The following is a 12,864-nucleotide window of genomic DNA, read 5'->3' on the forward strand; positions in this document are numbered from 1 at the left end:
AAGTAAATTAAAAATTATAGGTGATGTGATGAATATATTTAAAAAAATTGTGATGCTGCCAGTAGGCTTGGCTTTAGGTTTGGTTGGTTGCAGTGCAGGCTCAAGTAAAACTTATATACTTACGACAACCTCCTTTAATTATGATCCAAGTTATCGCACATATGATGTTTTGTTAAATGAAGAGTTAATTGGTAGTGGCGGTACGAAAAGATCGGCAGTTATTACAGGACCACAATATGTTACATGGGGGCAAACAAATATTCGTAAACAACACGTTGCAAAAAATATTCCTTATTTAACCAAAGAGGATTTAAAAGGAAAAAGTTATTTAGCAGTGCATCTCTATCCGGATGATAGTGTTGAAATTACACTTACAGATTCTGAAAGCATGCCTAATGCTACACAGAAAGGGCTAGAATGGAGAAATAAACTACGAAAAGAGAAAAATAATAAATAGTGGTGTCCTATGATAAATAATATAAAAAGTTAAGAATACAAATCAAGATGTAGATAATCTTGGTCCACAAAAAAACAAGACTGTGCTGATGGGGATTCAAGTTAGTCATCCTATTTATGTATCTGGTGTCGGAACCTCATTTAATCGTGAGCTAAATATAGTCGAAAAAAGAATAGCCACAGTGCAAGATTATGAGTTTACAGGTGGTGTAAGACGGATAAGATATGGTGAAAATCAAATCAGTATTAACTTTTCAAAGCCGTTCGAAAAGAAGTTGGAGTCGCGACAGGTGATGTGATGAATATATTTAAAAAAATTGTGATGCTGCCAGTAGGCTTGGCTTTAGGTTTGATAGGATGCAGTTCAGGTTCCGGTAAAACCTATGTTCTAACGACCACATCATTTGGCTATGATCCAAGTTATAGACCATATATTGTACGAGTGAATGGCGAGGAGGTTGGAGGAGGCTTTGGGGCAGCCACTAAACGATCTGCGATTATTACTGGACCACAATATATTACATGGGGACAAACAAATATTCGTAAACAACACGTTGCAAAAAATGTTCCTTATCTGACCAAAGAGGACTTAAAAGGAAAAAGCTATTTAGCAGTGCACCTTTATCCAGATGATACGGTTGAAATCACACTGACTGAAGGGCGGAATATGCCTGATGCTACAAAAAAGGGATTAGAAGTAAGATCAGAATTAATTGATGAATTAAATGAGAATGATAAAAAATAAAAAGGTAAGAATATGGTTTCTCAATTACAAAAAATAAAAAATAGCAATCAAGATGTCAGTAATCTGCATCCACAAGCCAAGCAAGATTGTGCGGATGTAGTTAATATTGCCGTTTTTTTTGATGGAACAGGAAATAATTTAGAGAGCGATCAAGATAAACAAAAATTGGCAAATCCAGCTAAATTGTGGAAAAATGCTCAGTCATATGCTCTATTTGAAGAAGAAAAAAATCGATTAGATATTAAGTTAAGTCATCCAATTTATGTATCTGGTGTGGGAACCCCATTTAATGGTGAGCTGAGCAAAGTTGATAAAATAATAGCTAAAGTGCAAGATCATGACCTTTCGGGCGGTTTTACAGGCGTTGGTGGTAGAAGACGCTTAGAATATGGTGAGAGTCAAATCAGTAAAAGTTTAGAAAACACCTTAAAACAAAAAATAGCCCAAGCCGAAGTGACCTTAAAGCCTCAAGTTGAAGCGCGAAAAAATGAAGCGATAGTTAAAATGGAGGCAAAGCTCAACGAACATCGTCTAATCAAAAAAGTTAATTTATCGATCTTTGGTTTCTCACGCGGGGCTGCGCTGGCACGGGTATTTTCTAATGAAATGATTTGGAAAACTGAAACTGAGGACTTGAGTTTAAAGTATCAAATCTCAGGTCAAGCAGAACCTGCACCGATGGAAATTCAGTTTTTAGGTATATTTGATACTGTTGCATCTTTTGGCTTACCGGCGACGAATATGCCAAATAAATTCAGTTTTAAAGGTCGAGACATGGTGATCGATCCGAGAGTAAAAAATTGTGTGCATCAAGTCGCGGGGAATGAGTTACGTTTTGCTTTTCCTGTAGATTCAATTTGTGTAGATGGTAAATTAGCTAACCCAAGAACATGGAAAGAAATAGTCTATCCTGGGATGCATTCCGATGTGGGTGGTGGCTATGAGCCAAGTTCACAAACAATTAGTAATAATTTCACCCGTATTCCTTTAAAAGACATGCTTGAAAGTGCTGAAAATTCAGGTGTTAAAATTTTTAATTATGAAAATCTTAAAAAAGAAGACCCTATTTTGTTTGAAGATGAATTTCAGATTGAAGAAAAAACCCAGCAACTTTTTGAGGCCGTTCAAAAAGCAGTAGGAGCCTCGACAGGTGAGGTAAAAAAAGACATTATAAATTATATGAAGCTTCAATATGGTGCCTATGGAACTTTACATCGTCAACGACAACAATATTTAGCACAGGGTAATTCAAAAGAAAATCCAGCTTATCTTTCAGTGAGTCAAATTGCTCGAGAAGAAGCCGGATTTTCTTTACCAACCGGTCCTGCTGATATGGCCACTGAAGTTGAAAGAGTTAAAACAGCTAAAAATTTCACCACATTTGATCAATCTAATTTAACAGGTATAAAACACGTATTTAGAATCATTTATCCATTTGCTAAAGCTTATGAGTTTTTAGTCGATATAGATGATTGGGAATTACAGAGTTGGGAAAAAAATGTTTCACAAGAAGCAGTAGATTTTTATTCAAGCTATGTACACGATTCTAAATATGGTTTCATCTATAATGCAGAGCCATTTAGTTACTTTAGACAACGAACGGTATATGAATCAAAACGAAGCTGGAAAGGTAAAAGAGTCGATAAAAAATTAGGACCTGTCCACGAGCAAATAGCTTATGAAAACAATGAACTTGAGAAAACTTAGAATAATAAGTTTTGAAAGTTAATAAAAACCCTAAGTGGGTTTTTATTAAATAAATTACCTGTTTGGATATTTAGGGTCACTCGTAAGATCAGGTATAACGTGCATAATATTCTGTAAAGGATCTTTAATATCTCGGTCTTACAGCGTATGCGGTTGGCTGTATTAATGAAGAATAAAAAGTCATGACGAGTTTTTAGATGTATGACATGTTAAAAATTGAAGGCCGAATCTAACGTTTGGAAGTTTATGATGGAACTTTAAATACCTCAGGATCTTCGGGAGATACACAGATTGGTGCTTCTGCTATTTTAAGTGGGATTACGGAAAGTGTTTCTCTGTCAGCCCAAACAGTAATTTTAGCTTTACATAGCCGTTTACATGTTAAATCTGTAGTGCTGGAAATAGATGGTCGAGCGTGTATAGGTCAGTTTCATCGAGCTTTATTTGAAGGAAATGAATATGTGATTTGTGTAGTAAGACGTCTTAAAAATAATCTGTATGAACTATATTCCGTATTAAGTCCTAAAACAGGTTTACTGCATATGCAAGTAGGGATGGGCGCTGCAGTTAAACCACATGATGCTTCAGTAATAAAAGGAGGCAGAATTTGGTATGGGATTACATGTGTATTAGTTACAATTATATTTTTTTTGGATTAGAGGATTCAATTTAGAAGACTTCTGGGTTTGGCTTTTTAGTTCTGTAGGCAGCTATTTTATTTTTATATTTATTGTAAACAATGCATCACGTTCATTAAAACATTATTCAGAAAAGTCAGAGCAAATTTTTGCTTTATATGGATTTAAAGACCCAAAGGAGCTACTTTTATTACCGAGCCGTTATTTTAGTGAAAAAGATTGTTTAATGTTAGAAGTAGTGTTTGAATACCGGAAAATTGTTGATGAAGACCCATACCCAGAAAGCTATATCGAAAATAAAGCATCTTTAAAATAATCTGGTTGTATCGCGCTTGATTCAATGATCAGCCAGTTGAATGATCTAAAACAATAAACCCGCTTACGCGGGTTTATTTTGATCTCAATCGAGATTACATATTTGGATAGTTTGGACCACCACCACCTTCCGGTGTTACCCAGGTGATGTTCTGCGATGGATCTTTAATGTCACAGGTCTTGCAGTGTACGCAGTTGGCTGCGTTAATCTGGAAGCGCTTGGAACCATCATCATTTTCCATAATTTCATACACACCCGCAGGGCAGTAACGCTGTGCCGGCTCATCCCATTTAGGCAAGTTCACATCGACCGGAATCGAGGCATTGGTTAGTTTCAGGTGCGCTGGCTGGTTTTCTTCGTGTACGGTATTGGATACAAACACCGAAGACAAACGGTCAAAGGTCAGCTTGCCATCCGGTTTTGGATAGTTCGGCTTAAAGCTTACCGCATCTACGGTTTTCAGTGCGCTGAAGTCAGGCACTAAATCATGCAGAGTAAATGGTACTTTAAAGATGTTCTGGTCGATGAAGTTAAACGCACCACCAAACCATTGACCAAACTTATGCATTGCCGGGCCAAAGTTACGCGCGTTGTAAAGCTCTTCTTTCAGCCAACTGTTGTTGAACTTCTCGGTATAAGAGGTTAATTCTTTTGCAAAGAAATCTTCACCCTCAGTCACACGGGCAACAGCCAGATCACCACCTTTTTCGACACCAGCAGCAATCGCTTCAAAGACTGCTTCACCACACAGCATGCCGGATTTCATTGCGGTATGAGAACCTTTGATTTTGGCAAAGTTCAGGAAGCCGGCATCATCACCAATTAACGAACCACCCGGGAAGGTAAACTTCGGCAGCGAGTTAAAGCCACCTTTGGTTACGGCTCGCGCACCATAAGAAATACGCTTACCACCTTCCAGATACTGTTTGATGAGTGGATGAGTCTTCCAGCGCTGCATTTCCATAAATGGATACATGTGCGGGTTTTCATAAGACAGATCAACGATCATCCCCAGCGTAACCTGGTTGTTTTCAGCATGGTAGAGCCACCAGCCGCCTGAAGAACCGGTTTCAGACAATGGCCAGCCGGCACCGTGCATCACCAGACCTGGCTTATGTTTGGCCGGATCAATTTCCCACAGCTCTTTAATGCCGATACCGTAGTGTTGTGGATCGGCATCTTTGTCCAGATTGAATTTCTGAATCAGACGTTTGCCTAAGTGACCACGACAGCCTTCAGCAAACAGGGTGTATTTGGCATGCAGTTCATAACCTGGGGCAAAGTTATGGGTCGGTTCACCATCTTTACCAATGCCCATGTCACCGGTTTGAATGCCTTTTACTGTGCCATCTTCATGGTACAGAATTTCAGATGCCGCAAAGCCCGGGAAAATCGACACTTCCAGTTCTTCGGCTTTCTGGCCTAACCAGCGCACCACGTTGCCGAGTGAAATGACATAGTTGCCATTGTTGTGCATGGTTTTTGGTACCATCCAGTGTGGCGCTTCTTTCGAAGTGGTTTCAGACAGCAGGAAGAACGTTTTATCTTCTGTCACCGGTACATTTAAAGGTGCACCTTCTTCTTTCCAGTTCGGGAACAGCTCATTGATGGCACGTGGTTCCAGCACCGCACCTGACAAGATGTGCGCACCGACTTCGGAGCCTTTTTCTACGACACAAACGGACAGATCATTCAGGTTATTTTCAATTGCAAGTTGACGGATTTTAATCGCCGCAGACAGACCCGCAGGGCCAGCACCTACGATAACTACGTCAAACTCCATCGATTCACGTTCGATGTGTTCCATGTAGGACTCCTCATAATACTAGAAGGTGGCAACCGTCATCTCAGAATCCGGTGCTGCCATGAGTGTTCTTAGTTCCTAGACACAAATTTGCTATCGTGTCTTTTATATTGTGGGCTAGTATAGTTTTAAACCTTGGTCTAGCCAATTGGCTGAATCATATTATTTTTCCGTCAGCAGGGTATTCAATGATGAACAATGAGCACAATGAACCAAATCCGACGAAAAAAGTAGCATTTTCTGATGATAAAAATTTAATGGGCATTGCACAATACTTAAAAGATGCACAGCCCGGTCACAAAAGGTCAATTCCCCCTTTGGAGCAATGGCATCCAAAGCATTGTGGCAAAATGGATTTAACGGTAAAAGCCAATGGAGAATGGTGGCACGAAGGTCAATTGGTGAAGCGCCAGTCATTAATTGAGCTATTTTCTACCATACTCTGGAAAGAAGGTCACACGTTCTATTTAAAAACCCCGGTCGAGCAGATTGAAATTGAGGTGGAAGATGAGCCTTTATTTGTCAATCAGGTAGATCAAGTTGATATTGAAGGCAAGACCTATCTGCAACTGACCACTACCACTCAGGACCTGGTGATTGTCGATGAGCAGCATCCGATCTTTATGCGTGAATATGAAGGGGAGTTGCGTCCCTATGTACATGTGCGTTTTGGTCTGAATGCCCTGATCCAGCGTGCGGCTTTTTTTCATCTGATCGAGCTGGGCAGCTTGCAGGAAAATGCCGAAGGCGATGCAATTTTAAGCCTGAAAAGTGGTGATTTGCTATTGCAATTAGGCACCTGAGGTTTAAGCTTGAGCCATCCTATTTCAAACTGCTCATTCCGCTGCCATGACCGCCATTCATCCCCTTGCTCCTTTGTTGCACCCTATGACCAGAGCGCAGGCGGATGCGCCAATCGGGATTTTTGATTCAGGCATTGGCGGCTTGTCGGTGGCGCTGGAAATTGCCCAGCATTTGCCCAATGAACAGATTGTTTATTATGCCGACACGGCGCATGTGCCTTATGGTCCGCGTGATGATCAGGAAATTCGCGAACTGACCGCTCAGGCTATCGAGTGGCTGTATCGGCAAGGCTGTAAAATTGCAGTGGTGGCCTGCAATACTGCCTCGGCTTTTAGTCTGGATTATCTGCGTGCGCATTATGGGGAAGATTTCCCGATTGTTGGTTTGGTCCCAGCCTTAAAACCGGCGGTACTGCAGAGCAAAACCAAAACCGTGGCTGTGCTGGCGACACCAGCGACCTTTCGTGGCCAGCTAATTAAAGACGTGATTCAGCGTTTTGCCTTGCCGGCCGAGGTCAAGGTGATTCCTTTAACTTCGCTTGAACTGGTGCCTTTTGTGGAAAGCGGAGCGCAAATGAGTGCTGCCTGTTTAACTACTTTAAGTGAACTGTTACAGCCAGTGGTGGATGCTGGCGCAGATCATCTGGTGCTGGGGTGTACCCATTATCCCTTCTTAAAAACTGCGATTCAGTCTATTTTTGGTCAGAAATTGACATTAATTGACTCAGGAACTGCCGTTGCGCGTCAAACTTCCCGCATTTTAACGAAAAATGAGTTATTATTTGAACAGAGCCGAGCCGATCAGGTGCAGATTCATTGTTATGTCAGCGGTCAAAATGCTGAACATTTACAACCGATTGTCGAGCGCCTGATGCCTGAGCAGATCCGCTGGAAAATTTCCAATCTGCCTCGCTAAGCCAGCTCCATAAAGAAAGCAACATGATTGCTTCAGCATGACTTATTTTTTTGATTGGGGAACAATACTGATGCCCATTGGGCGCTTCAGCTATTTAGGGAAGGAAGGAGAGCCAATGCTCGATAAACGCTATCAGGTATTTATCTCTACGTCCGGTTCAGATATGCAGCCGGAACGCATGGTATTGACACAGACCTTGGTGGGAATGGGCTTCTTTTCCTGGGGCTTGGAGCAGCGTACGCCGTTGAGTACGGCATTTGCCCGTCGTCAGATTGATGACTGCGACTATGTGGTGCTGTTACTGGGCAGCCAGTATGGCGAGCAGTCGGTATCGGGTGTGGGCTATATGCATCTGGAATATATTTACGCGGTCACCAAGCAGAAACCGATGATTGTGTTTATGCATGAAGATCCGGATTCGCGTGATGCCAGCTTGCAGGATGCCAAACCTGAACTGCGGGAAAAATTTAAAGAATTCCGTCGCCTGTTGCAGCAGGAAGTTGATCAGGTGTTTTGCTATCGCAGCTTGCGTGATCTGGAGCTGGCGGTACGTTTCAATATGCCGCAAATGCTGGAGCGTTATCCGGTGGTGGGCTGGGTGCGTCCGCAAAATACCCAGGCCCTGCATGATGAAATCGAGCAGCTACAGGCCAAAGTGGCCCAGTTAAAAAATGAACTTGGCAAGACCGAAGCCGATCCATTCTTAAGCTTGCCCAAAGTATCCATGCATGAAGCTTTCCAGTTTGAATACCGGATGCATGCCTATCAGGATGGTAATTTTAAAGAACTGAAAGTACAAAAACAGCTGACCTGGGCGCAGCTGTTCAGTATTTTAGGCTCGACCTTTATTCATCCGACCCCGGAAGAATATTTTTCCAAACGCATGAATGAATATTTAAATGATACCGGCCTGACTGATGCGCGGCGTGAAATGCCACGGGCGCATGCGGTGGCACGGGCGCAAATCAATATTCGTGCCTTGCATACCATTAAAATGCAGATGCGCCAGAATGACTGGATTGTGCAGGCCGGCCGGGATGAACGCCAGCGTATGCTATGGCAGACTACAGCCAAAGGGCAGAAGTTGCTGGACAGTAACCTGCTTGATAATGATCGTGTTTTTCAATATAAATCGACGTATTAATTCATTTAGTAACAGACGGGAAAGCTGTTAAAGTAAACGCGTTCCCTGATGATTCCTGAGAGCCTAATGTCTGTTGTTGCGAAACCGAAAATCACCATTATTCTGGCCAATTTGGGCACACCGGATGCACCGACTGTGCCCGCGGTACGACGTTTTCTGAAACAGTTCCTGTCTGATCAGCGGGTGATTGAAATTCCCAAACTGCTGTGGCAAATCATTTTAAGGCTGTTTATTTTACCGTTTCGCCCCAAACGCGTGGCACATGCTTATGCCATGGTCTGGAATCAGGATTCGCCTATGCGCGAAATTTTGCAGGCGCAGGTTGATGCCATCAGACAGACCTTAACTCCGCTCTACCCGGAATTTGAGCTGAATATTGTGCCAGCCATGACCTATGGCAACCCGGGCATCGACGCTTTGCTGGCAAAGCTGGCCCAGCAGCCGCAAGATCATCTCCTTGTCCTGCCGCTATTCCCTCAATATTCCGCAACTTCCACCGCGCCGCTATATGATGCTATAGCCAAATGGATTCCGCAGCAGCGCAATTTGCCGGGGCTGAGCATTATCCGCGATTATTATCAGCATCCTTTGTATATTCAGGCTTTGGCGCAGAGTGTGCGCGAATTTCAGGCCGAGCATGGTCCGGCGGAAAAACTGCTGATGTCATTTCACGGTATTCCACAGCCGTATGCCGATAAAGGCGACCCGTATGCCGAGCGCAGTCGCACAACCGCTCAACTGGTGGCGCAGGCGCTGGGTTTAAATGAGGATCAGTGGGCGATCAGCTTCCAGTCACGTTTTGGCAAGCAGGAATGGGTCAAGCCCTATACCGATGTGCTGCTCGAAGAATGGGGCCAGCAGGGAGTTAAATCGGTTCAGATCATGAGTCCGGCATTTTCTGCCGACTGTCTGGAAACCCTGGAAGAACTGGCGATACAAAATGCCGAGATTTTTCAGCAGGCGGGCGGGGAACACTATGCCTATATTCCGGCGCTCAACCAGCGGGACGATCATTTACAATTGCTGAATGCCTTGCTTCAGGCTAATCTGGATGCGCTGAAACAGACTTTTGCCCATTTTCAACAGGACGCTTAACCCATGTTACAAGTCAAAATTGTGCCGGTCACGGCATTTGCCCAAAATTGTTCCATCGTCTGGGATGCAGAAAGCAAAGAGGCCATTTTGATTGATGCGGGCGGCGAACCGGACAAGCTGCAGGCAGAAGTTGAAGCACTGGGCTTAACTGTGAAAGCCTTATGGTTAACTCATGGCCATCTGGATCATGCCGGTGCTGTCGGTGCCTTAAAAAAACGCTGGGATGTGCCGGTCATTGGCCCGCATAAGGAAGATGCATTCTGGCTGGATATGATTCAGGAAGTCTCGGCGCGTTATGGTTTCCCGATTCCTGAAAAGGTCGAGGTGGATCAGTGGCTGGAAGGTGGTGAGCAGCTGCAGCTGGGCAATGAACAGTTTGAAGTGCGTTTTGCGCCGGGACATACCCCAGGTCATGTGATGTTCTATAATGCCAATTACGGTTTGCTCTGGACCGGTGATGTGCTGTTTAAAGGCTCGATTGGCCGGACAGATTTCCCGCGAGGGAATCATCAGCAATTACTGGACTCAATCCAGCGTGAATGTTTTAGCCTGCCCGATGAAACCCAGTTTATTTCAGGGCATGGTCCGATCAGTACCATTGGTTTTGAAAAACAGCACAATCCTTTTGTGGCGGGGCAGGCCGGTTAATCTGCAAATTTCACCCTAACCAAAGTCAGCACAGTGCTGACTTTTTTATTACGCTGTTTTGATTGCCATTTATTTGCGAAACGGGTCATTCAGCTGTTTTTTCGCTTCCATGCCCACCAGCCAGGCCATTAAGGCAAATAATACCGCCACCCCAATCAGCAGCATATCCTGACTATATAAACCGACTGCCAGCATTAAGATTGCGGCAAGCAGAAAGGCGAAAAAAAGAATTTTCAGGAGCGTGGGCATACAGGGCTCGATAATTAGAATCTCGAGGCCATTTAAAAAAGAACCGAATGCGAATAGGGTAACGTTTTGCAGTAAAATTTTTAAATGTGTGCGCTGTTTGCGCAAAGAAGTTTTAAATGTGTAGGATTTTTATTACACCTTTCCAGTAAAAGCGGCTTTTTGTAAAACCGCGTAACCCGTTTTAGTCTTCCGGGTTATCTACCGAGGGTGCATCCTGAGTCGGCAGGCGATATTCATCACTGGCCCAGGCGCCCAAATCAATCAGCTTGCAACGCTCGGAACAGAAAGGGCGAAATTCATTGCCTTCCCAGACAGAAGGTTCACCACAACGTGGGCAAGGGAATGTACGTGGCATGCGGGTCTCCTGATAAAATCCCGGATTAGATTAGGCAAAAACAGCTGCACTTGATAGACTTGTGCGGTTTTTTATAAGTTTGATCTGATTATGCCCATTCGTCAATTTCAAGCCCAGCGTATGCATGCTCCGCGTGACTTTCAAGCCATTGCCAATACTCCTGTCTGTATCGAAATTGGTGCAGGCAAAGGCAAGCACGCGCTGTTGTTCAGTGGGCAACATCCTGAGCAAACCCTGTATGCGATTGAGCGCACCCGGGAAAAGTTTCTGGCCATGCAAAAGCAGCATGGATTAGAACCGCATGCCAATCTGCAGCCAGTCCATGCCGATGCCTTACCGTGGATTGTACATGCGCTATATCCGGCGCAAGTCGAGCAGTGCTTTATTTTATATCCGAATCCGGAGCCGCATAATCCGGCCCAGCGCTGGCTGAACATGCCATTTTTTGAGTTTTTGCTGTCGCGTTTACAACCGAATGGACAGATTACCCTGGCCAGTAATATCCCTGAATATATTGCCGAAGCTGAACAGCAATTATTGGCGCTATGGAAACTGCCGTTTGAGAAACAGCGGATTGCCGCCGATTCTGCCCGGACCCATTTTGAAATTAAATATTTGCAGCGCGGTGAATTGTGCCAGCAACTGATTATTCGCAAACCGGAGGGTTATCGTACCCGTTTTGACGATTTTCAGCCGCTTCAGGGCCAGTCGCCAGCGCAGGCAGTGGAAGAATAAGCATGTCCAAGCGGATTGCCATTATCGGGGCAGGCCCGGCCGGCTTGATGGCGGCTGAGGTGCTCAGCCAGTATGGCTATAACCTGCATGTCTATGAGCAGAAGCCTTCGGCAGCACGCAAGTTTTTAATGGCCGGAAAAACCGGGTTAAATATTTCCCATGCCGAAGCAGTGCCGCAGTTTATTCAGCGTTATGATCAGGCCGACTGGCTGGCGCCGTGGATTCAGCGCTGGGATGCTGGCTGGATTCAGGACTGGATGGCAGGCTTGGGCATTCGCTCTTATGTCGGTTCATCCGGGCGGATATTTCCGGTGGAGATGAAAGCTGCACCGCTATTACGGGCCTGGTTAAAACGACTGGCGGATAATGGGGTGCAGTTTCATTACCGCCAGCAGGTCAAAGGCCTTGAGCAGCAACAGCTGCAGATTCTGGACTTAAAACATGGGCAACTGCGCAGTGAAGCATTTGATGCGATTGTGCTGGCTTGTGGTGCGCTGTCGTGGTCGCAATTAGGCAGTGATGGTGCCTGGCAGGACTGGCTCCGTCCAGAGCAGATTGAACCATTTCAGGCCAGCAATGCCGGGGTGGAATATCCGTGGTCCAGCTTTATGCAGCCAGTGTTTGGTCAGCCTTTAAAACGGGTTGAGGCCTGGGTAGAACCGCATACGCGCAGTATCGGCGATATTGTCCTGACCCATTATGGACTGGAAAGCGGCCTGATTTATAAGCAGGGCCGGGCCTTGCGTGCACAGCTGAAACAGCAGCAGCGCATGGTACTCTCTCTGGATTTGCTGCCCGAGCAGTCCCAGGCGCAGCTGGCCAAAAAATTATACCCCAGTAAAAAGCAGTCACTTAACAATGTCTGGCGTAAAGCCGGTTTAGATGCAGCCAAAAGCAGTCTGCTGCGTGAACTGGTCGATAAAAGCTTATGGCATCAGCCGGAGGCGCTGGCGGCACAGGTGAAACAGCTGCGGATTGAATTAACAGGTTTTCGCCCGATTGAAGAAGCGATTAGCTGTGCCGGTGGAATCAAACGCAGTGCCTTCAGCCCGCAGTTACAGCTGAAGGATCATCCGGCAGTATTTTGCTGCGGTGAAATGCTGGACTGGGATGCACCCACCGGCGGCTATTTGCTCACGGCCTGTTTTGCCACCGGACGGGCAGCTGGGGAAGGTGTACATGCCTATCTCGCTACAGGGCAGTAAAACTCACCGGCATTCTCCCTGTAAAGATCAGGGCTATTTAGGCCCTGA

The 12,864-nt window shown here is 44.9% G+C and carries 13 protein-coding genes and 1 pseudogene; 11 read left to right on the top strand and 3 right to left on the bottom strand.

All coding sequences use genetic code 11. The annotated features are described in order from the left end of the window. Positions 1 to 28: 28 nt before the first annotated feature. From FTU86_RS07415 to FTU86_RS07430, 4 genes and pseudogenes are all read left to right on the top strand, one after another. Positions 29 to 457 (top strand): hypothetical protein, encoded by a 429-nt coding sequence (locus FTU86_RS07415; protein WP_075167225.1) that lies wholly within the window; start codon positions 29 to 31, stop codon positions 455 to 457. 297 nt (positions 458 to 754) lie between these two features. Beyond that, positions 755 to 1,201: a hypothetical protein gene (locus FTU86_RS07420; RefSeq protein WP_160241658.1), complete on the top strand. Its 447-nt coding sequence runs from the start codon at positions 755 to 757 to the stop codon at positions 1,199 to 1,201. Positions 1,202 to 1,213: 12 nt separating this feature from the next. Continuing rightward, entirely contained in the window at positions 1,214 to 2,908 is a 1,695-nt protein-coding gene (locus tag FTU86_RS07425) for a DUF2235 domain-containing protein (RefSeq protein WP_180048396.1), read from the top strand. Between the two features lie 236 nt (positions 2,909 to 3,144). Further along, positions 3,145 to 3,862: pseudogene (locus tag FTU86_RS07430) on the top strand (putative type VI secretion system effector). 94 nt (positions 3,863 to 3,956) lie between these two features. Here the strand turns inward: FTU86_RS07430 and FTU86_RS07435 are convergent. After that, positions 3,957 to 5,669, bottom strand: coding sequence for an electron transfer flavoprotein-ubiquinone oxidoreductase (locus FTU86_RS07435; RefSeq protein ID WP_180048395.1), 1,713 nt, complete (start codon positions 5,667 to 5,669; stop codon positions 3,957 to 3,959). A gap of 188 nt (positions 5,670 to 5,857) precedes the next feature. Between FTU86_RS07435 and FTU86_RS07440 the strand changes: the two genes are divergently transcribed. The 5 genes from FTU86_RS07440 to FTU86_RS07460 all read left to right on the top strand — a co-directional run bounded on the left by FTU86_RS07440 (position 5,858) and on the right by FTU86_RS07460 (position 10,272). Continuing rightward, positions 5,858 to 6,469: a DUF1285 domain-containing protein gene (locus FTU86_RS07440; protein ID WP_180048398.1), complete on the top strand. Its 612-nt coding sequence runs from the start codon at positions 5,858 to 5,860 to the stop codon at positions 6,467 to 6,469. Positions 6,470 to 6,515: 46 nt separating this feature from the next. Then, positions 6,516 to 7,385 (top strand): glutamate racemase, encoded by an 870-nt coding sequence (gene murI / locus FTU86_RS07445; RefSeq protein WP_045796689.1) that lies wholly within the window; start codon positions 6,516 to 6,518, stop codon positions 7,383 to 7,385. A gap of 115 nt (positions 7,386 to 7,500) precedes the next feature. Then, a complete protein-coding gene (locus FTU86_RS07450) occupies positions 7,501 to 8,529 on the top strand; it encodes a DUF4062 domain-containing protein (protein WP_168398473.1) in 1,029 nt (342 codons plus the stop codon). Between the two features lie 66 nt (positions 8,530 to 8,595). Beyond that, the gene (gene hemH / locus FTU86_RS07455; RefSeq protein ID WP_168383890.1) at positions 8,596 to 9,624 is read left to right on the top strand and encodes a ferrochelatase; all 1,029 of its coding nucleotides are present in this window, start codon (positions 8,596 to 8,598) and stop codon (positions 9,622 to 9,624) included. 3 nt (positions 9,625 to 9,627) lie between these two features. Next, positions 9,628 to 10,272 carry an MBL fold metallo-hydrolase gene (locus tag FTU86_RS07460; RefSeq protein ID WP_127800305.1) on the top strand — a complete coding sequence of 215 codons (645 nt, stop codon included), beginning with the start codon at positions 9,628 to 9,630 and terminating at the stop codon, positions 10,270 to 10,272. A gap of 69 nt (positions 10,273 to 10,341) precedes the next feature. Here the strand turns inward: FTU86_RS07460 and FTU86_RS07465 are convergent, their stop codons facing one another. Together FTU86_RS07465 and FTU86_RS07470 are read right to left on the bottom strand one after the other, a co-directional pair. Beyond that, positions 10,342 to 10,521 carry a hypothetical protein gene (locus FTU86_RS07465; protein ID WP_180048394.1) on the bottom strand — a complete coding sequence of 60 codons (180 nt, stop codon included), beginning with the start codon at positions 10,519 to 10,521 and terminating at the stop codon, positions 10,342 to 10,344. Positions 10,522 to 10,702: 181 nt separating this feature from the next. Continuing rightward, entirely contained in the window at positions 10,703 to 10,876 is a 174-nt protein-coding gene (locus FTU86_RS07470; protein ID WP_005181919.1) for a DNA gyrase inhibitor YacG, read from the bottom strand. Between the two features lie 84 nt (positions 10,877 to 10,960). On the opposite strand from FTU86_RS07470, the gene FTU86_RS07475 reads away from it, so the two are divergent. Both FTU86_RS07475 and FTU86_RS07480 read left to right on the top strand, forming a co-directional pair. After that, positions 10,961 to 11,611, top strand: a complete 651-nt coding sequence (locus tag FTU86_RS07475) for an SAM-dependent methyltransferase (RefSeq protein ID WP_171066723.1) — start codon at positions 10,961 to 10,963, stop codon at positions 11,609 to 11,611. A 2-nt stretch (positions 11,612 to 11,613) separates the two neighbouring features. Beyond that, complete coding sequence (locus FTU86_RS07480; protein ID WP_180048393.1) at positions 11,614 to 12,816, top strand: TIGR03862 family flavoprotein; 1,203 nt, start codon at positions 11,614 to 11,616, stop codon at positions 12,814 to 12,816. The last annotated feature ends 48 nt before the right edge of the window (positions 12,817 to 12,864 follow it).

Source organism: Acinetobacter sp. YH12155, assembly GCF_013418255.1.
In the GTDB taxonomy this organism is placed as follows: Bacteria; Pseudomonadota; Gammaproteobacteria; order Pseudomonadales; family Moraxellaceae; genus Acinetobacter; species Acinetobacter indicus.